Source organism: Kineosporiaceae bacterium (assembly GCA_016713225.1).
In the GTDB taxonomy this organism is placed as follows: domain Bacteria; phylum Actinomycetota; class Actinomycetes; order Actinomycetales; family Kineosporiaceae; genus JADJPO01.
In genome coordinates, this window is the sequence record JADJPO010000002.1 from 615,923 (window position 1) to 640,863 (window position 24,941).

The 24,941-nt window shown below is 71.5% G+C and carries 19 protein-coding genes; 12 read left to right on the top strand and 7 right to left on the bottom strand.

Annotated features, from left to right (window positions below; translation table 11 throughout):
• Positions 1 to 75: 75 nt before the first annotated feature.
• Positions 76 to 801: an HNH endonuclease gene (locus tag IPK24_08795; protein MBK8075644.1), complete on the bottom strand. Its 726-nt coding sequence runs from the start codon at positions 799 to 801 to the stop codon at positions 76 to 78.
• Positions 768 to 1,991: a hypothetical protein gene (locus IPK24_08800; protein MBK8075645.1), complete on the bottom strand. Its 1,224-nt coding sequence runs from the start codon at positions 1,989 to 1,991 to the stop codon at positions 768 to 770. The genes IPK24_08795 and IPK24_08800 overlap by 34 nt, the downstream gene beginning before the upstream one ends.
• Before the next feature lie 313 nt (positions 1,992 to 2,304).
• Here IPK24_08800 and IPK24_08805 point away from each other — a divergent pair, with 313 nt between their 5' ends.
• From IPK24_08805 to serA, 3 genes are all read left to right on the top strand, one after another.
• Entirely contained in the window at positions 2,305 to 4,863 is a 2,559-nt protein-coding gene (locus tag IPK24_08805; GenBank protein MBK8075646.1) for a circularly permuted type 2 ATP-grasp protein, read from the top strand.
• Entirely contained in the window at positions 4,860 to 5,783 is a 924-nt protein-coding gene (locus IPK24_08810) for a transglutaminase family protein (protein MBK8075647.1), read from the top strand. Before IPK24_08805 ends, IPK24_08810 begins: the two co-directional genes overlap by 4 nt.
• 62 nt (positions 5,784 to 5,845) lie before the next feature.
• Entirely contained in the window at positions 5,846 to 7,063 is a 1,218-nt protein-coding gene (gene serA / locus IPK24_08815) for a phosphoglycerate dehydrogenase (protein ID MBK8075648.1), read from the top strand.
• A gap of 101 nt (positions 7,064 to 7,164) precedes the next feature.
• Here the strand turns inward: serA and IPK24_08820 are convergent, their stop codons facing one another.
• From IPK24_08820 to IPK24_08830, 3 genes are all read right to left on the bottom strand, one after another.
• Positions 7,165 to 8,376: a hypothetical protein gene (locus tag IPK24_08820; GenBank protein ID MBK8075649.1), complete on the bottom strand. Its 1,212-nt coding sequence runs from the start codon at positions 8,374 to 8,376 to the stop codon at positions 7,165 to 7,167.
• A gap of 131 nt (positions 8,377 to 8,507) precedes the next feature.
• A complete protein-coding gene (locus IPK24_08825) occupies positions 8,508 to 9,224 on the bottom strand; it encodes a hypothetical protein (protein ID MBK8075650.1) in 717 nt (238 codons plus the stop codon).
• A 68-nt stretch (positions 9,225 to 9,292) separates the two neighbouring features.
• Entirely contained in the window at positions 9,293 to 9,850 is a 558-nt protein-coding gene (locus tag IPK24_08830; protein MBK8075651.1) for an inorganic diphosphatase, read from the bottom strand.
• A 129-nt stretch (positions 9,851 to 9,979) separates the two neighbouring features.
• Between IPK24_08830 and dacB the strand changes: the two genes are divergently transcribed.
• From dacB to folE, 6 genes are all read left to right on the top strand, one after another.
• Positions 9,980 to 11,383, top strand: a complete 1,404-nt coding sequence (dacB, locus tag IPK24_08835) for a D-alanyl-D-alanine carboxypeptidase/D-alanyl-D-alanine-endopeptidase (protein ID MBK8075652.1) — start codon at positions 9,980 to 9,982, stop codon at positions 11,381 to 11,383.
• A 68-nt stretch (positions 11,384 to 11,451) separates the two neighbouring features.
• Positions 11,452 to 12,537 (top strand): zinc-dependent metalloprotease, encoded by a 1,086-nt coding sequence (locus tag IPK24_08840; protein MBK8075653.1) that lies wholly within the window; start codon positions 11,452 to 11,454, stop codon positions 12,535 to 12,537.
• 8 nt (positions 12,538 to 12,545) lie between these two features.
• Entirely contained in the window at positions 12,546 to 13,535 is a 990-nt protein-coding gene (gene tilS, locus IPK24_08845; protein ID MBK8075654.1) for a tRNA lysidine(34) synthetase TilS, read from the top strand.
• 78 nt (positions 13,536 to 13,613) lie between these two features.
• A complete protein-coding gene (hpt, locus tag IPK24_08850) occupies positions 13,614 to 14,168 on the top strand; it encodes a hypoxanthine phosphoribosyltransferase (GenBank protein ID MBK8075655.1) in 555 nt (184 codons plus the stop codon).
• A gap of 166 nt (positions 14,169 to 14,334) precedes the next feature.
• The gene (gene ftsH, locus IPK24_08855) at positions 14,335 to 16,335 is read left to right on the top strand and encodes an ATP-dependent zinc metalloprotease FtsH (GenBank protein MBK8075656.1); all 2,001 of its coding nucleotides are present in this window, start codon (positions 14,335 to 14,337) and stop codon (positions 16,333 to 16,335) included.
• Between the two features lie 14 nt (positions 16,336 to 16,349).
• The gene (folE, locus tag IPK24_08860) at positions 16,350 to 17,024 is read left to right on the top strand and encodes a GTP cyclohydrolase I FolE (GenBank protein ID MBK8075657.1); all 675 of its coding nucleotides are present in this window, start codon (positions 16,350 to 16,352) and stop codon (positions 17,022 to 17,024) included.
• Positions 17,025 to 17,150: 126 nt separating this feature from the next.
• On the opposite strand, the gene IPK24_08865 is transcribed toward folE, so the two are convergent.
• The gene (locus IPK24_08865; protein MBK8075658.1) at positions 17,151 to 19,031 is read right to left on the bottom strand and encodes a SulP family inorganic anion transporter; all 1,881 of its coding nucleotides are present in this window, start codon (positions 19,029 to 19,031) and stop codon (positions 17,151 to 17,153) included.
• Between the two features lie 907 nt (positions 19,032 to 19,938).
• Here IPK24_08865 and folP point away from each other — a divergent pair.
• From folP to IPK24_08880, 3 genes are read left to right on the top strand one after another with little or no spacing between them, the layout of a single operon-like run.
• Positions 19,939 to 20,769, top strand: a complete 831-nt coding sequence (gene folP / locus IPK24_08870; GenBank protein MBK8075659.1) for a dihydropteroate synthase — start codon at positions 19,939 to 19,941, stop codon at positions 20,767 to 20,769.
• Positions 20,766 to 21,653 carry a 2-amino-4-hydroxy-6-hydroxymethyldihydropteridine diphosphokinase gene (gene folK / locus IPK24_08875; protein MBK8075660.1) on the top strand — a complete coding sequence of 296 codons (888 nt, stop codon included), beginning with the start codon at positions 20,766 to 20,768 and terminating at the stop codon, positions 21,651 to 21,653. The genes folP and folK overlap by 4 nt, the downstream gene beginning before the upstream one ends.
• Positions 21,653 to 22,120, top strand: a complete 468-nt coding sequence (locus tag IPK24_08880) for a DUF3180 domain-containing protein (GenBank protein MBK8075661.1) — start codon at positions 21,653 to 21,655, stop codon at positions 22,118 to 22,120. The genes folK and IPK24_08880 overlap by 1 nt, the downstream gene beginning before the upstream one ends.
• A gap of 48 nt (positions 22,121 to 22,168) precedes the next feature.
• Here IPK24_08880 and IPK24_08885 read toward each other — a convergent pair whose 3' ends face one another.
• The gene (locus tag IPK24_08885; protein MBK8075662.1) at positions 22,169 to 24,799 is read right to left on the bottom strand and encodes a DUF4062 domain-containing protein; all 2,631 of its coding nucleotides are present in this window, start codon (positions 24,797 to 24,799) and stop codon (positions 22,169 to 22,171) included.
• Positions 24,800 to 24,941 lie beyond the last annotated feature (142 nt).

The following is a 24,941-nucleotide window of genomic DNA, read 5'->3' on the forward strand; positions in this document are numbered from 1 at the left end:
CCCACTCGTTGGTGATCATGCAATCCGTGCACACGGTAGGACAATCCGCCCACCTGGTTCCGTCGCTCCGCTCGGTCAGAACGGTGGTGGCTCGCTGTCGCGACCAGAGTCTGCCGGCGGGAGTGGCCAGGCGCCGGGGAGGTCGCCTTCGGTGGCCAGGGGTGGTGGCATGTCGGGTGGTTCGCTGACCAGGTGCCCGGACGGCGTGCGCCAGGTGACCTGCCCGGTGGTCGGGTCCAGGGTCGGGGTGAAACCGGCGTGGTGCTTCAGCAGGTGGTGGAACCGGCACAACGGGGCCAGGTTCTGCTCGCTGGTCGTGCCGCCCTTGCTGTGGGCGGTGACGTGGTCGAGGTCGGCCTCGATCGCGGGGCGTCCGCACCCGGGGTGGGAGCAGCGGGGCCGGGCCGCCTTCACCAACGTCTTGACGAATGGGGACGGCGTGTACCCGGGGTCGGTGGCGGCGCGTCCGATGGCGATCAGGGTGCCGTAGGTGGGTGAGTCGGGTCGGTCGTCGAGGACCTGGCAGCGCCACAGGGCGCGTTGGCCGTACTTGTCGAGGATCGTGGCGAGGGCCTCGGTCGGGATGGGTCCGTGGCCGGCCGCTTCGACCCATCCGGATCCGGTCGGGGGTGGTTCCCCGGCCCAGAGCGCGGCGAGGACCTGGAACGGGATGGTCACGTTCAACGACACCTTGGGTTCGACCCGGATCCCCGGGCAGGCCGGTGCCGGGGCACTGACGGCCCCGCCGCCGAGCAGGCCACCACTGGTCACGTCGTCACCGGTCGCGTCGTCACCGACCACCTCGTCACCGGTCGCCGGGGCCGTGGTCGCCTGGGTCGGTTGCGTTCGGGTGTGTGCGGGGTAGTGGTGTGCTGGGTGGTGGTCGCGGTGTCCGGGTCACCGTCGCCGGGGCTGCCGGGTGTGGTGGGCAGTAGTGGGGGGATGGTGTCGGGGTCGGTGATCAGGTCGAACATGACCTGCGCCATCGAGGCTGCTTGACGTTCCCGCTGCCCCACCGAGCCACCACCCCGGACGCCGTCACCCCTGCCCGCACCGGTGTCCGCGTCGGTGCCCGCGCTCGGGTTGGTGCCGGTGGCGGGGCAGGTCGCGGCCCGGACCCGGTGCAGCAGCGCAGCGTGCAGCTCAGCGACGTTGGTGAGCGAGCCGCGGTAGGTGATGGCCGCCCGCCCGTAACCCTGCTGGCTGACCTTGACCGTGTCCTTCTCCGCTGCGGCGTCGTCCAGGATCCGCCGATACGCCACCGCATCGGCTTGGGCGATCAGCCGCTCGATCCGGTGACGCAACCCCACGGTCCCGAGCTGCTCGGCGACGGGCAGGATCATCTGTTCCACCCAGTCCCGCGCCCGACCTGCTGCGAGGCGTGCGGTCTGGCGGGCCACCTCCCGTGCCCGGGTCGTGGAGATCGACCCGTCGAGCAGGGCACGGTAGAGCCGGCCGTGGTCCTCGGGCCAGGTCGCGAGCATCTCCACCCGCGCCCGGAGTCCCGACGGACTGATCCGCGCCACCGCGGCGACCTCCTCGATCGCCGCCGTCACCGCCCGCTCCTCGGGGTCACGGACCCACTCGGGCAGGTTCACCTCGACGTCCAGGTCCAACTCGTGGGGGTGACGGGCCTGGTACCGCCACGCCAGTTCCCGGGTCAGCTGGGCTTGGGTGAGTTCGATGTGGGTGATCGCCTGCCGACACGCCACCGCCGCCGAGACCACCTCGGCATCCGAGAGCCCCGACGGCTGCGACTGCGCAAGAGTGACCGCCGCGACCGTCACCAGGGAGGGCTCCACAGTCCCCGGGGTCAGGAACGTCCGGCAGATCCGCCCCGCCACCACATCCCGGTCGTCTTCGTTCTCCGGTCCACCATCGGTGAACCAGTCCCAGACCGCCTCCCGCGCCGACAATCGCGCAGCGTTCCCGGCCGCCTGCTTCCGCAACGTGACGTTCTCGGCCCCCAGCATCTTGACCTGCTCGCGCAACGACCTCGACGCTGAGCCGGGCAACCTCGGCGTCCGCGTCGTGCAGTAGGTCGGCCGTGAACATGCCTCCAGTCTACTGGAACAAATGTTCGACCGCTATGGGTTGGCTTGTCGAATCGCATTGCGCCATAACGGTTTTCACGCCTACCCATGCCGCAGTGGGTTGAGTGAGAGGGTGGGGTGGGTGGGTTGTTGCGCGCGGCTGGCTGGGTCTGGCGGGAGCGCGAGCCTGCGAGCGCGGATGGATCGCCGCGCGCAACAACCCCACCCACCCCACCCGGCCCCGAGGTGCCCACGAATAGACTCCACCTCGATGAACGCGTCCGCACTCCCCGCCGGTGACGCGGCAGCGGACGCCCCGATTTCGGCCACCTACGCCACTCGACTGGTGAGCCCAGGTGTCGACGAGTTGCTCGCCGCCGACGCCACCCCGCACGATCATGCCGCCGATCTGGCCGCGACCATCGAGCACCTGGGCCTGCCCGGCCTGCTGACCCGGCGCGCCGAGATCGCCCACCTGGTCGAGGACGAGGGCGTCACCTACGGGTCCTCGCGCACCCAGCGTCGGTGGCGGCTCGACCCGTTGCCCGTGATCCTCGACCCGACGTCGTGGTCGCACCTCGAGGCCGGACTGACCCAGCGCGCCCGGCTGCTGGACCTGATGATGGCCGACCTGTACGGCCCCCGAAACCTGCTGCGCCACAAGGTGATACCGCCAGAGGTGATCCTGGCCCACCCGGGCTTCATCCGCGCCGCCGACGGGGTCACCGTGCCGGGCGCCCACCAGCTGATCCTCACCGCCACCGACCTGGCTCGGGCCGAGGACGGCCGCTGGTGCGTGATCAGCGACCGTACCGCCGCGCCGTCCGGGGCCGGCTACGCCATTCAGGCCCGGCGCATCGTCGGGCGTGTGCTGCCGGGCCTGTACCGCGACACCCGACTGCATCGCCTGCGCAGCTTCTTCGACACCTTGCGACTGGCCCTGCGCGACGTGGCACCCCGAACCGCCGAGGCCCCCCGCGTGGTGATCCTGATCCCGGGGCCGAGCGAGCAGACGCCGTTCGATCACGCCTTCCTGGCCACCTTGCTCGGCTACCCCCTGGTCACGGCCGAAGACCTGACGGTGCGCGGTGGCCGCGTCTACCTGCGTTCCCTGGGCCGGCTCGAGCCGGTGGACGTCGTGCTGCGCCGCCTCGGCGATCTCGACGCCGATCCGCTCGAGCTGCGTGCCGACTCCGACCTGGGCGTGCCGGGCCTGCTCGAGGCGGTCCGCCGTGGCACCGTCTCGGTGGTCAACCCGATCGGCGCCTCGGTGCTCGAGACGCCGGCGCTGGCCCCCTACCTGGACGCCGCGACCCGGGCGCTGCTCGACGAGGAGCCGCTGCTCTCCTCGGTGCCCACCTGGTGGTGCGCGGATGACTCCAGCCGGCGGCGGGTGCTCGACCGGCTCGACGAACTGGTGCTGCTGCCCGTCGTCCGATCGCCCGGTGCGCCGGTGGCCATCGTCGGCGCCGCCCTGTCGCAGGCGGGCCGCGACGAGTTGCGCCGGCGCATCGAGGCCCGGCCCCACGCCTGGTGCGCCCAGGAATCGTTGCCGTTGACCACCACGCCGATCGTCACCTCGGCCGGGTTGGCGCCCCGGCGCTTCACGCTGCGCACCTTCGCTGTCGGCCACGGCGGGGGGTATCGGCTGCTGACCGGAGGTCTGGGACGGATCGCCCCGGAGGTCGGTAACCACGCTGCCGGCAACAGTGATCAGGCACCGGCCAAGGACGTCTGGGTCCTGGCCACCGCCGAGCCCGCGGTGCCCGCCTCGGTCGATCTGGCCTGGCCCCGTGCCCTGGCCATCCCGGCCCCGGCAGCCGAGGTGCTGCCGCCGCGGGTGGCCGAGAACCTGTTCCGGCTGGGTCGGTTCGCCGAGCGGGCCGAGGACGCCGTTCGGCTGCTGCGGGTGGTCGACGACCTCACCGAGGACTGGACGGCTCGCCCCGGTACGCCCGGCGCCGCAGCGCTGGAGGTGATGCGTGGAGCCCTGATGCACGACGGCTCACCGGAGACCAGATCCGAACCCGGATCCGAACCCCGATCCGAACCCAGCGTGCGTGCCCTGGTCGGGGATGCCGACCTGCCGGGCAGCGTCGCCGCCTCGATCCGGGCCACCGTGGCCGCTGCGCAGGCCCTGCGTGAGCAGCTCTCGCTCGACACCTGGATCGTGTTGGGCAGCCTGGAGCGGGTGTTGGCCGAGACCGCGGCGTCCCCCGAGGGCGAGGCGCCGCTGCAGCCGGTTCTCGCGCGGGTGCTCGAGGGCCTGCTGGCGCTGGCCGGGCTGGCGGCCGAGAGCATGGTGCGCGACCTCGGGTGGGCCTTCATGGACGCCGGCCGTCGCATCGAGCGGGCCCGTCAACTGATCACTCTGTTGCGCCGCACCCTGGACGTCGAGTACTCACCCGCCGTCCAGACGCTGGTGGTCGAATCGGTGCTGGTGGCCGGCGAGAGCATCATCACCTATCGGCGCCGCGAACCCGGGCGCTCGGGTACGGCGCAGATCGCCGCCGTGCTCGACCTGCTGCTGCTGGATCGCGGGAACCCGAGATCCGTTGCACTGCAACTGGATCGGTTGCTGGATGACCTCGCCAGGTTGCCCGACGCGACGCCGTTGCAGGCTCGGGCCCGCGCCGTCCAGGCTCGGTTGCGCGAACTCGATCCCCAGGTCGCGGCGCAGGCGGTCGACGGCCGGCGGGGCGGGTTGAGCGCCGTCCTGGACGCTGCGCTCACCGAACTCGACCGGCTCGCCCTCGACCTGACCGACACGCATTTCGGCCATGTGGCACCGCATCACACCACAGCGGCGATCCGGGGGTGGGACGCGTGAGCAGGCTGTATCAGGTGCAGCACACCACCCGGTACTCCTACCAGCAGGAGGTGACCGAGTCCTACGGCCGGGCGCACCTGGCCCCTCGCGACGGGCACGGCCAGCGGTGCCTGCAGCACGAACTCGCGGTCACCCCCCGGGCCGACCTGGTCAGCGAACACAGCGATTTCTACGGCAACCGCAGCGTCTACCTCGAGGTGCTGACGCCACACACCGAACTCGTGGTCACCGCGACCAGCCGGGTCGAGGTCGAGCGGGACGCCGCCGCGTTGAGTCGGGCGCTGGTGGCGTGTACCGCTCCGTGGGAACAGGCCCGCACCCGATTCGACGAACCCCGAGAGTGGTTGTGGGCGAGAGACTTTCTGCTGCCCTCGGTGCACGTGCCGTTCGCGACACCGGGTGCCGATGCGCCGGACGCCGCGGTGGCCGACTTCGCGGCATCCGTGTTCACCCCGCGTCGTCCGGTGGGCGAGGCGGTGCGCGAGCTGGTGCGCCGGATCTATCGCGACTTCTCCTACCGATCGGGGGTGACCTCGGTGAGTACGACGCTGGCCGAGGTGCTCGATCGCCGCGAGGGTGTCTGCCAGGACTTCGCCCACCTGGCGGTCGCCGTGCTGCGCCGCTGCGGCCTGCCGGCCCGCTATGTCAGTGGCTACCTCGAGACCCAACCTCCGCCCGGCCAGCCGAAACTATTGGGCGCCGATGCCTCGCACGCGTGGGTCTCGGTGCTGCTGCCCGGCCTCGGCTGGATCGACCTGGACCCCACCAACGACGCCGTCGTCGACGAGTCGTATGTGCTCACGGCCTGGGGACGGGATTACGCTGATGTGCCGCCGCTCAAAGGGGTCATCTTCTCCGAGGGCAGTGTGAGCACTCTCGCGGTCGCCGTCGACGTCGTCCCGCTGAAGTCCGGAGCCTGAAGTCCGGAGCCTGAGGTGCACGATCGCCGTGCGCCGATCCTCTGAGGGGAACACCACCCGTGATGTCCACCCGCCCCGCGTCGCTGCGGGCGCTCAATCTGGAGAACATCCACGCCGAGGGGGACGCCGCGCTGCGTGCGGCCGACATCGACGTCATCAGCCGGCCCGACGCCCTGGGCGAGGCCGAGCTGATCGAGGCGTTGCGCGGCGTCCAGATCCTGGGGCTGCGCTCGAACACCACGGTGACCGCCGCCGTCCTGGACGCCGCCCCCGACCTGCTCGCGATCGGCGCCTATTGCATCGGCACCAACCAGATCGATGTCACCGCTGCCGCGCGGCGCGGTATCGCGGTGTTCAACGCGCCGTTCTCGAACACCCGCAGCGTGGTGGAACTGGCGCTGGCCGAGATCATCGCGCTCACCCGTCGGCTGACCGAGAAGGATCGCGACATGCACGCCGGGGTGTGGCGGAAGTCCGCCTCGGGCGCCCACGAGGTGCGCAGCCGGCGCCTCGGCATCGTCGGCTACGGCAACATCGGCACCCAGCTCTCGGTGCTGGCCGAGAACCTCGGCATGCAGGTGATGTTCTACGACACCGCCGACAAGCTCGCGCTGGGCAACGCCCGGCGCTGCGAGAGCCTCGACGAGCTGCTGGCCGAGGCCGACATCGTGACGCTGCACGTCGACGGACGCCGCGGCAACAGCGGGTTGTTCGGCGAGCGGGAGTTCGCCCAGATGCGCCGGCGGTCGATCTTCCTCAATCTGTCGCGCGGGTTCGTGGTCGACTACGACGCGCTGCGCGGCCACCTCGAGTCCGGTCACCTGGCGGGCGCGGCAGTCGACGTCTTCCCGACCGAGCCGAAGTCGGCGGGGGAGGAGTTCGTCTCCCCGTTGCGCGGCCTGGCGAACGTGATCCTCACCCCACACATCGGCGGGTCCACCGAGGAGGCGCAGCGCGACATCGGCGCCTTCGTCGGCGGCAAGCTGGCCGACTACGTGCGCTCCGGCTCGACCGCCTTGTCGGTGAACCTGCCGACGCTCACCCTGCCCGAGGCCGCGGGCGAGCACCGCATCGTGCACGTGCACCGCAACACCCCCGGTGTGCTGGCCCAGATCAACAGCGTGCTGGCCGGCGACGGGGTGAACATCGACGCGCAGTTCCTGAGCACCCGGGGCGAGATCGGTTACGTGATCACCGACGTCGGGGCGAGCCTGGAGCAGACCACCTGTGACGTGCTCGAGAAGCTGCCCGAGACCATCCGCCTGCGCGTGCTGTCCTGAGCCCCACCCCCCCCAGAACCCTCGGTGATCATGTAATCCGTGCACAAAACGTGCACGGATTACATGATCACCGAGGGTTTGGGGGTGGGGCACCACGAGGTTCAGAGGATGCAGGGCGGGCTGACCGAGGCGAACGAGTCGAACCAGGTGTACCGGTTCTGCCACGAGGTGGACGCCGAGCGGGCGAACCAGGCGAGGTAGGCCTCGTCCTGGTAGGCCAGGGTGTTGATCCGGATGAACTTGCCGACCACGGGGTCGCCGGACTCCAGGTCCTCCATGCAGCCGTACTGGGGTGCCAGCGGCGAGATCCATTCCGGCACCCGGTTGTCCAGGTAGGGATCGGTGAGCCACTCGGCCAGTTCGTGGCTCATCGGCCCGATGTCGGTGAACCCACTCGCGCTGCCGAACAGGGCGGGGTTGAGGAACGACTGATACGTGTAGGTGTGGGTGCCGTTGGGGTCGGTGACCGCGCTGTGGAAGCCGCCGATGCCGCACGCCGACAGGTCGACGGTATAGGGCGCGCAGGCCACCACATTCGTGGTCAGCAGCTGGGTGAGGACATTGGCCTTGGCCGCCCGCACGACGGGCAGCAACGTGGTGTCCAGCCAGTCGGCGTCCACCATGGCCACCGGGACGCCGCCGATGGTGCCGATGGTGCCCTTGCCCGACGGCACGGTGAGAGTGATCGTCGGCTTGACGGTGGGGGCTGCCATGACCACGTGCCAGTTCTTGGTGCCGCCGTTCAGCTCGCTCCAGAACTGGGTGCGCATGAACACGTCCCCGTACTGCCCCGTGCCGCCGGGAAAGGTCCTCGAGGTGAACAGTCCCGAGCTGGTGACCGCTCTCACCGTCGAGGCGGTGGTCGGGATGGTGACCCCGCTCGCCTTCACGGCGATCGGCACGATGGTGTTGGCCAGTGCAGTGGTGTGCGCCGAGCCCGCCGGGCTGCGGCCGACCATCCGGTAGGGGTAGAGATCGCCGTTCCAGGTGAACGTGTTCGAGAAGGTGGGCAGGGCCACCGGGCCGGCCTTGCCGACCGGGCTCGCGCCCAGGGTCGAGTAGCCCTTGCCTGCCGCCGTGGGCACGGCGCCCCGCACGACCTTGGCCGGCACCTCGTGCCCGCGCGGCGTCAGGGGGGTGGCCAGACGCCGCAGGGACGACGTGGTGGGTGATCCGGTCCCGGCTGCCGACGCCGACGCCGAGGGACCCACGGCCGCGAGCCCGGCCGAGGCCAGGATGGCGAGCATCGCCGCGGCCGCGCCGGCCCCGGCGGTGTGCGTGCCGCGTGCTCGCTGGTTCCCCCAGGTCGTCATGACCTCACGCCCCTCGTCCGTCCCTGGCGAGCCACCCCGATGGGGGTGTTCACCCGGGCCGGTCGGTCAGCGGGCCGACGGGATGAGAGGTGGCCGGTCAGGGGACCCGGACGGACCAGCTCGACGATCCCTCAGGTGAGTCGTCGCCGTCGCCGCCGCAGGACGCCGGTCACGGCCCCGACCACGAGCCCGGGCAGACCCTCACGGCCGGCGCCCAGGCGCACCAGCTCGCTGCGCCGGGGGCCGGCCGGGACGTCGCCGGGCAGGGAACCGGCCGAGATCAGCCAGCGGGGCAGCTCCAGCAGTCGCAGCACCGAGTCGAGGCGCTCGGATTCGAACACGCTCTCGGGGTCGAGCTCCTCCTCCAGTACCTCGGTGAGCTCGCCGGTCGCCTCGGGGACGCCGCAGGACCGGGCGTAGCTCGGCGCGAATTCGGCGCCGACCGGCTCGGGGTAGACCCCGTCGTCGTGGGCATCCACGCTCGGATCGCTCAGATAGCTGCCCAGCGGCTCGGGCTCGTCGTGCCCGTCGTCGTCGGTGCCGTCCCAGCCGTCCAGGCGCAGCACTCGGTCCCGCTCCACCCGGGCCACGATCACGACGGCGCCCAGAGCGTGGGCGAGGTCGCGCGCCAAGGTGGTCAACGCCGTCCCGCCCCCGGCGACCGCCCCGGTCGCCTGCTCGGCCACGGCCAGCACCCAGTCACCCTCCTGCGGCCCGAGCCAGCCGCTGAAACGCCGCTGGGCCAACTGGTCCAGCAGCAGGCGACGGTCGGCGTTGACGAACACACCGGCGTAGCTGAGCCCCTGCGAGGCCGAAGGGTCCTCGGGTGCGCCGATGGGCAACGTCATACCCAAAGGGTGCCAGCGCGCACCGACCGAGGCGAGAGGGTGCCGCAGGGCACCCGATCAGGATCGGCTCAGAACACGCCGCGGGTGCGTCGGGGGTTGGCGGAGCTGGCAGGGGCCGCCGGCTCGTGCGCGCCGAGGTGCCCGCCATTGGCAGCCAACCGGGCCACCGAGCGCTCGACCTCGGCCTCGGCCTCGACCCGACCGGCCCAGTGGGCGCCCTCCACGCTCTTGCCGGGCTCGAGGTCCTTGTAGGTCTCGAAGAAGTGCTGGATCTCGAGCCGGTCGAAGTCGGAGATGTCCTCGAGGTCCTTGATGTGGGATCCGCGCGGGTCGCCCGAGGGGATGCACAGCACCTTGTCGTCGCCGCCGGCCTCGTCACGCATGTGGAACATGCCGATGGCGCGGCAGCGGATCAGGCAGCCGGGAAAGGTGGGCTCGTCGAGCAGCACCAGCGCGTCCAGCGGGTCGCCGTCCTCGCCGAGGGTGCCCTCGATGAAGCCGTAGTCGTGTGGGTACCGGGTGGAGGTGAACAGCATCCGGTCGAGGCGGATCCGTCCCGTCTCGTGATCGACCTCGTACTTGTTGCGCTGGCCGGCCGGAATCTCGATCGTGACGTCAAACTCCACGTGAACCCCTTCATGTGCGATGCCGCCCGTGGGCCGGGCGCCGTCGGGGGCTCTGCCGAGCCCCCTGTCGCGTACTACTGTCCCAGACCGAACGCATCCGGCACGGTCCAGCCTGCGACGAGGGGAGTGATGGTGCGACGAGCGGTCATCGCCGTGGTGGGGATCACGCTCTCGGCACTGCTCGGATCGGCTGCGTCGTCCGATGCGGGGACGACGCCCGCCATCTCGCCCGCGGCCTCGGCCCTGCCGGTACCCGGCGCCGTGATCCCGACGCGCCCGGCTGTCGTGTTGCCCGCCCTGGACGAGGCCGCGCCCACCCCGGCGTCGGGGCTCGGCGGGCACCTGGACGGCGTCCTGGCCGCCGCAGCGCTCGGGCCCTCGGTGGCCGCCGAGGTGGTCGACGTCACCTCCGGGGCCAGCCTGTTCGGGCAGTCCCCGACCGTGACGGCGGTGCCGGCGTCCACGGTCAAGATCCTCACGGCGACGGCGGTGCTGTCGGTGCGCAGCGGGGCCGAGCGGCTGGCGACCACAGTGGTGCAGGGCGCCGCCGGCGAGATCGTGCTGGTCGGGGGCGGTGACGTCCTGTTGGCCCCCGGCCGGGGCGACCCTTCGGCCGTCATCGGACGGGCCGGTCTGGACGATCTGGCGGCGGCCACCGCCACCGCGCTGCGGGCCAAGGGCACCACCTCGGTGGCCCTGGGCCTGGACGACACGCTGTTCGCCGGCCCGACCGTGAGTCCGCTGTGGCAGCCGGGTGACACCACGGGCGGGTTCGTCGCCCCGGTGGCTGCCCTCGAACTCGACTCCGGTAACGCCTCCCCGGGCCGTCGTTCCCCGGCGGGTCACCCGTTTCCCCGGGTGAGCGATCCGGGCATGGCCGCCGCGCGGGCGTTCGTCGTCCGACTGCGGGCCCACGGTGTCACGGTGGCCACCGCGCCCCGCCGGACCAGCGCGCCCCGTGACGGCGAGGTGCTGGCTCAGGTCTTCTCCGCGCCGTTGGCGCGACTGGTCGAGCAGGCATTGGAGGACAGCGACAACACCGTCGCCGAGGCGTTGGCGCGGCTGGTGGCGATCAGCGGGAACCGCGAGCCGACCTTCGCCGGGGGTGGCCAGGCCGTGCTCGACCGGCTGGCCCTGCTCGGCATCGACGTCACGGGGCACACCGTGGCGGGCGGCAGCGGCATGGGCCGCGGCTACGCCGTCAGCGCACGCACCCTGGTGTCCGCACTCGCCCTGGCCGCCTCGCCGGAGCACCCGGAGCTGCGCCCGGTGCTGAGTGGGCTGCCCCTGGCCGGCGTCACCGGCACCCTGGCGGAGCGGTTCGACGCCCCGGCGGGCCGGGCGGCCATCGGGGTGGTGCGGGCCAAGACCGGCACCTTGACCGGCGTCAGCTCGCTGGCCGGCATCGTGGTGGACGCCGACGGCCGTCAGTTGGCCTTCGCGGTGCTGGCCGACAAGGTGCCGTCGACCGATCCCGCACGGACCGCCCTGGACCAGGTGGCGGCGACGCTGGCCCGGTGCGGCTGCCCCTGACGCCCTCCCGTCCCGGCTCTCGCCTTGCCGTCGAGCGGCTGCTCCGGCTGCCACGTACGGTGGAGCGCATGACCTCGACCACGTCGCCGCCGGTGGACCTCCTGGTGGACTGGGACCTGGCGGCGCGTACCGCGGCCACCCTCGCCGGTGCCGGTCCGAGGCTCCCGGCCGAGCAGGCGGCGCAGGCGGTCGCCGAACTGCGGCAGGCGGCGGGGATCGCCACCGGGCACGTGTCCGAGGTGTCCCGGTTGCAGGCAGGGCCTGGCGCACCGGTGCTGGTGGTCGATCGCCGTGGCTGGGCCGAGGCCAACTGCCAGGGATTCCGGGGCCTGCTGGAACCCGTTGTGGCCGAGACGTTCTCGCGGCGAGGTGGCAAACCGCCCAGCACGGCCCTGGCTGCCGTGGGCAGTCGGGTGACCGGTGCCGAGGTGGGCTCGTTGCTGGGGTTCCTCGGCTCCCGGGTGCTGGGTCAGTACGACCCCTTCGCCGAGCCGTCCGGCCGGTTGCTGCTGGTGGCCCCCAACGTGGTGGCCACCGAGACCGAACTCCAGGCGGTGCCGCGCGACTTCCGGCTGTGGGTGTGCCTGCACGAGGAGACCCACCGGGTTCAGTTCACCGCCAATCCGTGGCTGGCCGATCATCTGCGCGGCCAGATCCGTTCGCTGGCAACCGATCTCATGGCCGACCCGAGCGAGTTCGCGGTGCGGTTGGCGCATGCGGCACGCAGTTTGCCCGACCTGTTGCGCGGGGGCGGTGACGGCCCGTCCAGTGGCGCTCCGCTGCTCGATGCCGTGCAGTCACCCGAACAGCGTGAACGGCTGGCCGCCCTGACCGCGGTGATGTCGTTGCTCGAGGGGCATGCCGATGTCGTCATGGACGAGGTCGGCCCCCAGGTGATCCCGACCGTGGCGTCCATCCGGGCGGCGTTCACGGCCCGCCGTGCCGGACGCGGTGCCCTCGACCGGTTGCTGCGCCGGTTGTTGGGGCTCGAGGCCAAGATGCGCCAGTACGCCGACGGCGCCCACTTCGTGCGTGAGGTGCAGTCCCGCGTGGGCATCGATGGGTTCAACGCGGTGTGGGCGCTGCCGGACCATCTGCCCCGGCCGACCGAGATCGCCGACCCGGCGACCTGGGTGCGGCGCGTGCACGGCTGAGGGCGCCGATGAGCGGTCCCCACCCGGCCGTGGCGGCGGTCCGCCGCGCGCTCGCCGACGACCTGGCCGACCTGCCGGACGACGCACTCGTGCTGGTGGCCTGCAGCGGTGGCGCCGACTCGCTGGCCCTGGCCGCGGCGGCGGCCTTCCTGTCCGGCGGCCGCCACCGCACCCGGGGACGACGGCTGCGGGCCGGGGCCATCGTGATCGATCACGGTTGGTCCGCCGAGTCGGCCGAGGTGGCGGCTCGCGCGGTCACCGTGTGCACCGAGTTGGGGCTGGCCCCGGTCGAGGCCGTGGCCGTGGACTGTGCCGGTCGCGACGGCGGACCCGAGGCGGCGGCCCGGGATGCCCGCTACGGCGCGCTGCAGGCCACGGCAGAACGGCTGGCGGCCCACGCCGTCCTGCTGGGGCACACGGCCGACGACCAGGCCGAGACGGTGCTGCTGGGTCTGGCCCGGGGGTCGGGCACCCGTTCGGTGGCCGGTATGGCGGCCCGCCGGGGGCTGTACCGCCGTCCGCTGCTCGGGGTGCGACGCACCACCACCCTGGCCGCCTGCGAGGCCTTGGGGCTGCGGCCCTGGCACGACCCGGCCAACGCCGATCCCGCCTACGCGCGGTCACGGCTGCGGGCGGTGATGCCGGCGTTGGTCGAGGCCCTCGGACCCGGCCTGGTCGAGGCACTGGCCCGCACCGCCGACCTGGCCCGTGAGGACGCCACCGCGTTGGACCAGTGGGCGCAGCAGGTGCTGGACGCGGCAGTCGACCCCGACCTGCCGGGGTATCGGACGACGGTGCTCGCCGCCGCCCCGGACGCCGTCCGGCGCCGGGCGCTGCTGTTCGCCCTTCGTCGGGCCGGCTGCCCGGCCGGGGCGTTGTCTCGGCGACACGTGCTGGCCGTGGACGGGCTCGTGACCGATTGGCGCGGGCAGGGACCCGTTGACCTGCCCGGTGGCATCAGAGCCCTCCGGGACTGTGGCAGGCTTGCGCTGGCCTGATGCAACCGCGGGCCTGATGCAACCGTGATGCAGCCTGATGCAGCGTGGTCGCGCCGGATTCGAGCCTGATGGAGAGCCGTGGACGCCAGTGACCTGGCGGGGGACCTGACCGCCGTCCTGCTCACCGAGGACCAGATCAATGCTCGGCTGGCCGAACTCGGCGCCGAGATCGATCGCGACTACGTGGACAAGAACCCGCTGCTGGTGGGGGTGCTCAAGGGCGCCGTCATGGTGATGGCCGACCTGACCCGCGTGCTGCACCTGCCGGTGGAGTCCGACTGGATGGCGGTCTCCTCCTACGGCTCGGGCACCAAGTCCTCCGGCGTCGTGCGCATCCTGAAGGACCTCGAGCGCGACATCACCGGGCGCCACGTGCTGATCATCGAGGACATCGTCGATTCGGGCCTGACGCTGTCGTGGTTGATCGCGAACCTCGGCTCGCGGGGACCGGCCTCGGTCGAGGTCTGCACCCTGCTGCGCAAGCCCGAGGCAGCCAAGGTGGAGGTCGACGTGAGGTACGTGGGGTTCGACATCCCGAATGAGTTCGTGGTCGGCTACGGGCTCGACTACGCCGAGCGCTACCGCAATCTGCGGGTGGTCGCGACCCTGGCCCCCCACGTGTACGGCGGGTGACCCAGCGGATTGGCCGCCGAACTGCGGAACAGCGGATCCGGGCGCGCCGTTGGTTCAGGCGGACGGCGTGTACCGTCGATGAGACGGTGGGCGGCGGTACTGCTCCGCTGCTCGACGCCGTATCAACTCCCAGCGACCAGGAGGGACGGGGCGCCCGCCCTGCGTGATGGATCTCAAACGACTGACCCGCGGTCCGGTGATCTGGGTGATCATCGGACTCATCGTGCTCATGTTCGGGGCACGAGCCCTCACCCCGAACCAGTTCTCCCAGGTGAGCACGTCGACCGCCGTACGGTTGATCACCGAGGGCAAGGTCAAGTCGGCCACGTTGGTCGGTGGTGACCAACGCATCGAACTGGTGCTGAAGGCCCCCGAGAACGAGAAGACCCGGGTGGTGGCCTACTACGTCGACGCCCGCGGGCCCGAACTGGTCGAGCTGCTCGCCACCCACAAGCCCGACGACGGGTACAACGACCGCATCGCGACGCCGTCCTGGTGGAGCACGCTGCTCGTCTCGGTGCTGCCGATCCTGCTGATCCTCGGTCTGTTCTGGTTCCTGATGGGCCAGATGCAGGGCGGTGGCTCGCGGGTCATGAACTTCGGCAAGTCCAAGGCGAAGCTGGTCAGCAAGGACACCCCGAAGGTGACGTTCGCGGACGTCGCCGGAGCGGACGAGGCGGTCGAGGAGCTCCAGGAGATCAAGGAGTTCCTGGCCGAGCCCGCCAAGTTCCAGGCGGTGGGCGCCAAGATCCCCAAGGGGGTGCTGCTCTACGGCCAGCCGGGCACCGGCAAGACGCTGCTCGCCCGCGCGGTCGCCGGTGAGGCGGGGGTGCCGTTCTACTCGATCTCGGGGTCGGACTTCGTCGAGATGTTCGTCGGTGTCGGCGCCAGCCGGGTGCGCGATCTGTTCGAGCAGGCCAAGGCCAACGCCCCGGCCATCGTCTTCGTCGACGAGATCGACGCCGTCGGGCGTCACCGCGGTGCCGGTCTGGGTGGTGGCCACGACGAGCGTGAGCAGACCCTGAACCAGTTGCTGGTCGAGATGGACGGCTTCGACGTCAAGACCAACGTCATCCTGATCGCGGCGACCAACCGGCCCGACATCCTCGACCCGGCGCTGCTGCGACCGGGCCGGTTCGACCGTCAGATCGCGGTGGACCCGCCGGACATGGTCGGGCGCGAGCACATCCTCACCGTGCACGCCAAGGGCAAGCCGATGGCACCCTCCGTCGACCTACGGGCCGTGGCGCGGCGCACCCCGGGCTTCACCGGGGCCGACCTGGCCAACGTGCTCAACGAGGCCGCACTGCTGACCGCGCGGGCCGGCGCCCGGCTGATCGACGATCAGGCGCTGGACGAGGCGATCGATCGTGTGGTCGCGGGCCCGCAGAAGCGGTCGCGCATCATGAACGAGAAGGAGAAGAAGATCACCGCCTATCACGAGGGCGGTCACGCCCTGGTGGCAGCGGCGATGCGGCACACCGACCCGGTGACCAAGGTGACGATCCTGCCCCGGGGCCGGGCCTTGGGGTACACGATGGTGATGCCGACCGACGACAAGTACTCCACCACCCGCAACGAGATGCTCGACCAGTTGGCCTACGCCCTGGGCGGGCGGGTGGCCGAGGAGATGGTCTTCCACGACCCGACCACCGGCGCCAGCAACGACATCGAGAAGGCCACCGCGATCGCGCGGGCCATGGTCACCCAGTACGGCATGTCCGAGCGGGTGGGGGCGATCAAGCTGGGCTCCTCCGGCGGCGAGGTGTTCCTCGGGCGCGACATGGGCCACCAGCGGGACTACTCCGAAGAGGTCGCGAGCATCGTCGACGAAGAGGTTCGTCGGCTGATCGAGGCGGCTCACGACGAGGCCTGGCACGCCCTGAACGACAACCGTCAGGTGCTGGACGCTCTGGTGTTGGCGCTGTTCGAGAAGGAGACGCTCAACAAGGACGAGTTGGCGGCGATCTTCACCGAGATCGTCAAGCGTCCGGAGCGTCCGATCTGGTTGTCGAGCAACCAGCGGGCGGTCTCGACCATCCCACCGGTGCTGACCCCGACCGAGCGGGCGGCGTCCAATGGATCGCGGGTGCCCGCCGGCGCCGTCGAGTCCGAGCCGGGCACGGGTGGGCCGAGCTCGCTGCCGCCGTTCGGTGAGCCGGGCTGACCACGGGCGATCCGATGACCATCGCGGACGATCAGGCCCGCCGCGACGCCGCTGCAGCCGACGCTGTCGATGCTGCCCGGATCACTGCGGGGCTGCAGGGTGCCGAGCGCGGCGAGCGACCGCCGTACGACGCGGCACGGGTCGAGCGGGCCGTCACCGAGATCCTGCTGGCCATCGGTGAGGATCCGCAGCGCGATGGCCTTCGGGACACCCCGGCGCGGGTGGCCCGGGCCTACGCCGAGATGTTCGGTGGGCTCTGGCAGGAGCCCAAGGACGTGCTCACGACCACGTTCGACCTGGGCCACGACGAGATGGTGCTGGTCAAGGACATCGAGGTGTTCTCGTGCTGTGAGCACCACCTGGTGCCGTTCCATGGGGTGGCCCACGTGGGGTACGTACCGGCCCGTGACGGCCGGATCACGGGTCTGTCCAAATTGGCCCGGGTGGTCGACGTGTTCGCCCGCCGACCCCAGGTGCAGGAGCGGCTGACCACCCAGATCGCCGACGCGCTGACCGACATCCTGCAACCGCGTGGGGTGATCGTGGTGGTCGAGTGCGAGCACCTGTGCATGTCGATGCGTGGGGTGCGCAAGCCGGGCTCGCGCACGGTGACCTCCGCCGTCCGCGGCCTGTTGCGGCGCCCGGCCACGCGAGCCGAGGCGATGAGTCTGATCCTCGACCGCCGCTGAACCCCTCGCGCCGCTGAACCCCCTCGGTGATCATGTAATCCGTGCACAACCCACCCGTGATCATGCAATTCGTGCACAAAACGTGCACGGATTACATGATCACGGGGTGGGTTGGGGTGGGGTGGGTCAGGTGGGGGAGTCGGGGGTGAACTCGTGCAGCGCGGCGAGCGCCCCCACCTCACGCCAGCGGCTGGCGATGTTCTCGTAGCCGTCCAGGTCGGTGTCGTCCAGCTCGTCGAAGTAGTCGCTGGCCTCGTCCATCGCGGCCTCGGCGGCCGCTGCCGCCCGGGCCGCCACGAACGCCGGTGACTGCTTGGCGCTCTTCACCCCGGCCGAGATCGAGTGCCAGATCCGACCCTCGCCGAGTTCGTCCAGCACCCCCGCCCGGTCGAGGACGGCGCGGACGTTGCCGAACACCCGCACCAGGTAGAGCTCGACGTGGCGATCGTGCAGTTCGCGGATCAGACCGCGCAGCTGTTCGGCCGCCGTGGTGTCCATCTGGTTGCTGGCCTCGATGTCCAACAGCACCGCCAGGGCGTCGGGCCGGGCGTCGATGCCGTCACGGATCCGATCGAACACCGGCCCGGCATTGGCCCAGAAGATCGGCCCGTCGGGGCGGAGCACACAGATCCGCCGCACCCGCTTGCGGGCCGAGTCGTTGGCCAGCGAGCCCCAGGCCGCCTTCTCGCCCGGCACCTTGCCCATCTCGTCGATGTTGACCTGCATCGAGCGGTAGACCAGGCCGGCCAGGGACTGGGCGATGGCGAGCAGCAGCCCGTTGAGCGGGCCGAGCACCAGCACGCCACCGAAGGCCACCACGGCGGCGAGGCCGTCGTTGCGCCGCACCTTGCGATAGCGGGCGAACTCCTTGGGGTGCAGCAGGCCCCAGACGGCGTGGATCACGATCGCGGACAGCACCGCCTTGGGCAGTGGTGCGATCAGTCCGGTCGCGAACAGCAGCACCAGCAGGACGGCGGCCGCCGCGGCCAGGCTGCTGACCTGAGTGCGTGCCCCGGCCCGGGCATTGGCCGCGGTCTTGGACAGGCTTCCGGCCACCCCCATGCCACCGAACAGCGCCGAGGCGATGTCCGCGGCACCGTTGGCGACCAGCTCGGAGTCGTCCTTGAGGCGCTCGCCCTCATCGCCGGCACCGGAACTGGAGAAGGTCTTGGCGGCGGCCAGTCCCTCGGCGATCCCGACCGCGGCGATGGCAGCGCCACCGGTGATCAGGGATCCGATCTGGGACAGCTCGATCACCGGCAACTGCGGCAGCGGCACGCCGTTCGGCACGGACCCGACGACGCGAGCGCCGTGCCCGGACAGGTCGAGGATTCGCGAGGCGGCGATCCCGCCGACCAGCACCACCAACGACCAGGGCAGCCGAGGCGCGATGTATTGCCCCCCGAACAGCACCAGCAGAGCCGCCAGAGCGACCAGCAGGGTGGTGGGCTGTGCCTTGTGCGCCGTGGTGATCAACACCCACACCCGGTCGATCAGGGCACCTGAGGGCGTCTTGAGCCCCAGCAGGCCGGGGATCTCGCCGACGATGACCAACACCACCAGGCCCGTGACGAACCCGGTGACGATCGGCTCGTTGAGGAACTGGGCCACCCAGCCGATCTTGAGCAGACCGGCCAGCAGCAGGATCACGCCGGCGGTCAGCGCGAGGGCGGAGGTCAGGTCCGCGGCGCGGGCGACGTCATCCCCGGCCAACTGCCGCACGATGGTGCCGCTCAGGACGGTCACGGTCGAGACCGGGCCCACGAACAGCAGGCGGGAACTGCCGAAGAGGAAGTAGGCCAACAGCGCCGGGGGCAGCGTGTACAGCCCGACCTGGACCGGGACCCCGGCTACGGTGGCATACCCGAGGGCCTGGGGGACGGCGAGCGCTGCGACCAGCAATCCAGCCAGCAGATCACCCGGCGCGAACTCGCGTTTGTAGGAGCGCAGCTGCTCGATCCCCGGAAGGGACGGCGCGCGCAGGGAGAATTCACCTGGTGGACGCACATCGTTAGTGTGCCGTTCGATGCGCGATCTGTGGGTCTCCGGAGGCCATGAATTGTTCCGGCGGCGCAGGTATGCGTTGAGCGGGAGGCCGTGTCATGGCGTGTCGGCTTCCTCGTCGAGACCTCGGACGGCTAGACATGCAACAAGGCCCCTCCAAGCATGAGTTGGAGGGGCCTTGCTGTGTGGTTGCCTGCCGCCCGCAGCATCCCCGGGGGGAGGGGCCGAGAGCGAGACGCGGGGGGTGGCTCCCCAGCGGATCGTGCGTTCGAGACCTGCCGTAGCCGACCGGCCCCGCCGCAGAACCGCCGCTCGGCGTCACGGCGTGAACCGCGACGAGCGAACCGTGCAACCGGGTGGCACGGCCCGAAACAGACCTGTCCGCGGGCCATCCACGGTCACCGCCCGGGTGGGCGGCACGGTTTGCTCGTTCTCCGCACCGGCGCCGACAGCAGTCGGGATCCGAGCTGCGACCGCCATCGGGTGCCCCCGACGTCGACCGCCCTGGCTCCGGGTGCCCCCGGGTCACGGTGCCCGTGAGAGCGGCCCCGCCGGGTGGACCCGGTTCGGTCGATCTCACCGCTGCTGCTGGCGTGGCAGATGTCTACTCCACCCCGGGGGTGCGCGCAACCCTTTCCAGGAAGAAATCTGGGTCGCGAATGTCGTTGTGCCCCAAGGAGTTTCGGCAAAGATCCGATGTCGACTGTGGATGACCGACGTGATACCTGTGGACGTGGTGTGGATGAGATGTGGACCGACTGGGGATGGTCCAGGTCCGGGCCTGTGCACCACCGGCCGCCGCGTCGTCCCCGACCTGTGGATCGACACTCGCCCGGCCCGTAGGGTGAACCTCGTGCACGAGTTGCTCGGCCTGCCCGCCGCCCTCGACGGTCACGACCGGTGCTTGGTCATGGGCGTGATCAACGTCACTCCGGACTCGTTCAGCGACGGTGGCCGCTGGTTCTCGCCGGACGAGGCGGTGGCCCAGGGGATGCGGCTGCTCGCCGAGGGTGCCGATCTGCTGGATATCGGGGGCGAGTCCACTCGGCCCGGCGCGCTGCGGATCGACCCCGAGGAGGAACTGCGGCGCGTGGTTCCGGTGGTCGAACGCCTGGTCGCGGCCGGCGCGGTGGTCAGCGTCGACACGATGCGGGCCGGCGTGGCCCGGGCGGCGATCGCGGCCGGTGCACAGTTGGTCAACGACATCAGCGGGGGTCAGGCCGACCCGGAGATGATCGCCGTGGTGGCCGAAGCGGGGGTGCCGTACGTGGTGATGCACTGGCGCGGGTTCAGCGACGTCATGGAGTCGCTGACCCACTACGACGACGTGGTCAGCGATGTCTGCTCGGAGCTGTCGCGTCAGGTGGCGGCGTTACGGGCGGCGGGGGTGGACGAGCGCCGGCTCGTCCTCGACCCCGGATTCGGCTTCGCCAAGAACGCCGAGCAGAACTGGCAGGTGTTCGCCGCCCTGGATCGGCTGGTGGAGCTGGGCCGACCGGTGCTGGTCGGCACCTCGCGCAAACGCTTCCTGAGCGAGGCCGTGGCCCGCGACCCCGTCGGCACCGGACTGTCGGGGCCGGCGACTCGGGACGACGCCACGGCGGCGACCTCGGTGCTCGCCGCCGCGGCGGGTGCGTGGGCGGTGCGGGTGCACGAGGTGGCGGCCTCGGCTGACGCGGTTCGAGTGGCTGCGCGGACGGCGCGGGCCCGGGCCGGGGCCGGTCTCGGGACGGCCTCATGAGTGCGCTCGCCAGCCGCTTCGAGCCCCTCGACCGCATCGCGCTGTCGGGGTTGCGGGCAACCGGGTTCCACGGTGTGTTCGACCACGAGCGCCGAGATGGTCAAGAGTTCGTGGTCGACGTCGTACTCCACCTGGACACCCGGGCGGCGGCCGCCACGGATCGCCTGGCCGAGACGGTCGACTACGGGTCGCTGGCCGTCGATCTGGCCACCATCGTGCGCGGTGATCCGGTCGATCTGATCGAGACCCTGGCCCAGCGGCTGGCCGAGCGGTGCCTGCGCGATCCCCGGGTGGCTGCCGCCGACGTGACCGTTCACAAACCGACGGCCCCCATCTCGGAGACCTTCGCCGACGTGGCGGTGCAGATCCACCGCCGCCGAGAGCGGCCGGTGGCGGCCGTGCTCGCCCTGGGTTCCAACCTGGGTGAGCGATTGGGCACGTTGCAGGCGGCCATCGACGACCTGCGAGCCCTCGACGGCGTCCAGGTGACCGCGGTCTCGCCGGTGGTCGAGACCGATCCGGTCGGTGGGCCGGAACAGCCGGACTACCTCAACGCCGTCGTCGAGGTGCACACCACGCTGACCCCGGCGGCGCTGTTGGCGTGCTGTCACCGGATCGAGCAGCGACACGGCCGGGTGCGCGAGGGCCGATGGGGCGCCAGGACCCTCGACATCGACCTGATCGCCTTCGGTGACCTGGTCCTGGCCACCGAGGCGCTCCAGGTGCCGCACCCGCGAGCGGCCGGCCGGGCGTTCGTGCTGGTGCCCTGGGCGCAGATGGACCCGCTGGCGTTGCTGCCCGGGGCGGGGCCGGTGGCCGATCTGGCCCACCAGGCGCCCGACCGCAGCGGTCTGCGGTATCGGCCCGACCTGGTGGTCGGCTGATGCGCTCCACGCGGCTGGTGACCCTGATCGCCCTCGCCGTGATCGTCGCGGGCGCGAGCTGGGTGATCCTTGACGCCCTGCAGCGCAACGGGGCCGACCCGTTGCCGGTGCCCTGGACGGCGCCGGCCGGGTTGATCGTGCTCGCCGGCGTGGTGCTCGTCGCGGCCCGAGAGGTGCGTCGCTGGGTCGAGGGTCGTCGTCCCCAACCCCTGAGCCCACTGACCGCAGCCCGGATCGCGGTGCTGGCCTCGGCGTCCAGTTCGGTGGGGGCCGTGCTGACCGGTTGGTACGTCGCCCAGGCCGCGGTGGTCCTCCGGGCGCTGGTGGGGGAACGCCGGGAGCTGTTCTGGATGGCCGTCGGCAGCGCGCTGGCGGCCGTCGTGCTGGCAGGGGCCGGGCTGATCGGGCAGCGGTGGTGCCGACGTCCGCCCGGCGAGGACGACCGCGGCGAGTCGCAGGCCGCCTGAGCCCGTCGGTCAGTGTCGGTCAGTGTGGTCTGTGCCGGTCAGTGCCCGTCAGCTCTCCGGAGCCGAACCCAGTTCGCTGCGCGCGGCGTCCAGCGCCTGAAGACCGTTCCAGCCCGGCGGGGCCGGCTCAACCGGCTCGACCGGCGGGACGACGGCGCTCGGGGTACCGGGACGACGCGCCGCCTGGACGGCCGAGACCAACTGGTCGCGCAGCGGCCGCAGGAAGGGCCAGACCACCACCCCCGCCACCTGGCGCACGCGGTCGGCCGCGGCCAGGTACCGGGCGGAGCGGTCCACGCCACCGCGGACGAGGACCAGGGCGGCCACCGCATCGAGACAGTTGGCGGTGCCCTCGGGATCGTGCAGGTCGAGATGGATCGGCACCGAGCGCCGCAGGTGGCCGGCGGCCTGCTCGGGTCGTCCCGTCAGCAACGCATCGGCGGCGAGTTGGTCCAGCGCCAAGGCGATCAGGTGATCGTCCTCGATGTCCTCGGCGTAGGACAGCGCCTCGGTGTGGCACCGGGTCGCCGTGTCGACCTGTCCGGTGAGCAGCTCCAGGGTGCCCAGCGGCAGCAGGGTCAGTGCCTGGCCCCAGCGGTCGGCCCGGCGTTCGAACAGCGCCAGGGCCTGCTCGAGCAGGGAGCGCCGGGTCGCGGCCGGTGCGATCAGTGCGCTGCTGAACAGCGCCTGGGCCAGCAGACGATCATCGCCGCGCGCCCGGGCGCCCTCGGTGGCGCGGGTCAGCAGGTCGCGTGCCTGGTCGTCGTCCCCGGTGGCGATCCGGATCGTGCCTCGACACCAGGCGAGCAGGTCCGTCTCGGCCGGCGTCAGCGTCGAGAACGAGCTCAGCCCGGCCACCGACTCGGCGAGCGCGAGCATCTCGGGCAGCAGCCCTCGGCTCCACCAATAGCGGGCCAGCGCCGCGCTGATCTGCACCGCCAGTGCTGCGTCATCGCTGTGCAGCGCCCACGTCAGCGCGGCTCGGACCACGTCGAGTTCGGCGTCCAGTCGCTGCCGCCAACGACGGGATTCGTTGCGGCACAGGCCATCGGCGCCCTGCACAGCGAGGCGGTGGACGTAGCCCGCCAGTCGCTGCATGGTCGCCGGGTACTCACCGGCGGCCTGGAGCTGTTCCAGGGCATAGGTACGCACCGCCTCGAGCATGCGGAATCGCGGCTCTCCGGTCGCCGGCAGCTCGACCCGCACCATGCTCTGCTCCACCAGTCGGGACAGCTGGGCCAGCGTGGCGTCGGGGTCGGGGTCGGGGTCGGGGTCGGTGCCGGTCACGGCCTGGGCTGCGGGCAGCGTCCACCCGCCGGGCAACACCGCGACGGCGCGCAGCGCGGCCTGATCGGGCTCGGCGAGCAGGCTGTTGCTCCAGGCGATCGTGGCCCGCAGGGTCTGGTGGCGCGTGGGCATGTCGAGGTCGGCCGAGGCCAGATCGAGTGCGCTGGCGGGCACCACCGAGGCCAACGGCAGCAATCGCAGCCGGGCTGCGGCCAGCTCCAGGGCCAGCGGAATGCCCTCCAGCCGGTTCACGATGGCGGCCACCTCGGCGGCGTTGTCGTCGGTGACCGCGAACGACGGGCGAACCTGTTCGGCCCGGTGTACGAACAACTGGACCGCCTCGACGTCACGCACCAGATCGGAGGTCGGGTGATCGTCGGCGGGCGGCGGAACCGGCAGCGGCCCGAGCTCCACCTCGTGTTCGCCGCGCAGGTGCAGTACCGCGCGACTGGTCGCGAGCACCCGGGTCTCGGGGCACAGAGCGATCAGCCGGGCGATGTCCGGGCCGGCCGCCAGGACGTGCTCGACGTTGTCCAGCACCACCAGCACGCGATGGCTGTTCAGGACGTCGACGAGCACCTCGGCCACCGGGCGGGCGCTCGGGTGCACCCGCAAGGCGGTAGCCACGGCGCCCAGCACCTCGCCGGGCTCGCAGACCACCGACAGATCGACGAAGCACACGGCGTCCAGTCGCGGTTGGCACGCTTCGGCCACCGCCAGGGCGAGCCGCGTCTTGCCGATGCCCCCCGGCCCCAACAGCGTCACCAGCCGGGCCTCGGGGCCGGTCAGCAGCGAGCGGAGATGGTCGAGCTCCGCCGTCCGACCGATCAGCGGGGACGGCGGGTGGGGCAGCGGGGCGGGATCCAGGACGGGGCCGGCGGCAACGCCACGGAAGCGCTCGGTGAGCAGGACGGCCAGATCGTCGATCACCCGGCGACCGAGGTCATCGGCGTCGGAGTAGGGGGCGGTCGAGACACCGGAGGAGGCCCACATCCGTTCGATCAACGCGGTCAACCGCGGCTCGCGCGCCGCCGCCGGGGTGCGCAGGTAGAGCAGCTTGGGACGGTCGCCGGCCAGCAGGTACTCCTCCTCCAGCCCCGAGATGGTGCTGCCGGGCGCGATCCAGCCGTACCGCTCGCCGTAGACACCGATGAAGACGTCGCTGTGCTGCAGGTAGGCCAGGTAGAGCTCGCGCGGGGGGTGGGCCCGGGCACCCAGATCGAACATCACCGGCGTCAGGTGCAGCTGGGTGATCGCGGCCCGGACGGCGGCACGCTCGGCGGCCAGCTCCTCCAGCGTCGAGGAGACGAACACCCGAACCCGTTGGTCCCAGGTCTCGATGGGCGGGGCGGCCGTGGGCCCGGTGGTGGCCTGCGCCGGATCGGTGATCATGCCTGGCCTCCTGGCGTGGTGGTGGCCGGGCGAGGGGGTCATGTGCGCGCGCCACCTGGAACGGGTGCCCCTACTCTGGGCGATTCATCACCTATGTGAGGAAAGAGGAGTCGAGGGGGTTTTCGGCTTGGGTGGGGTCTTC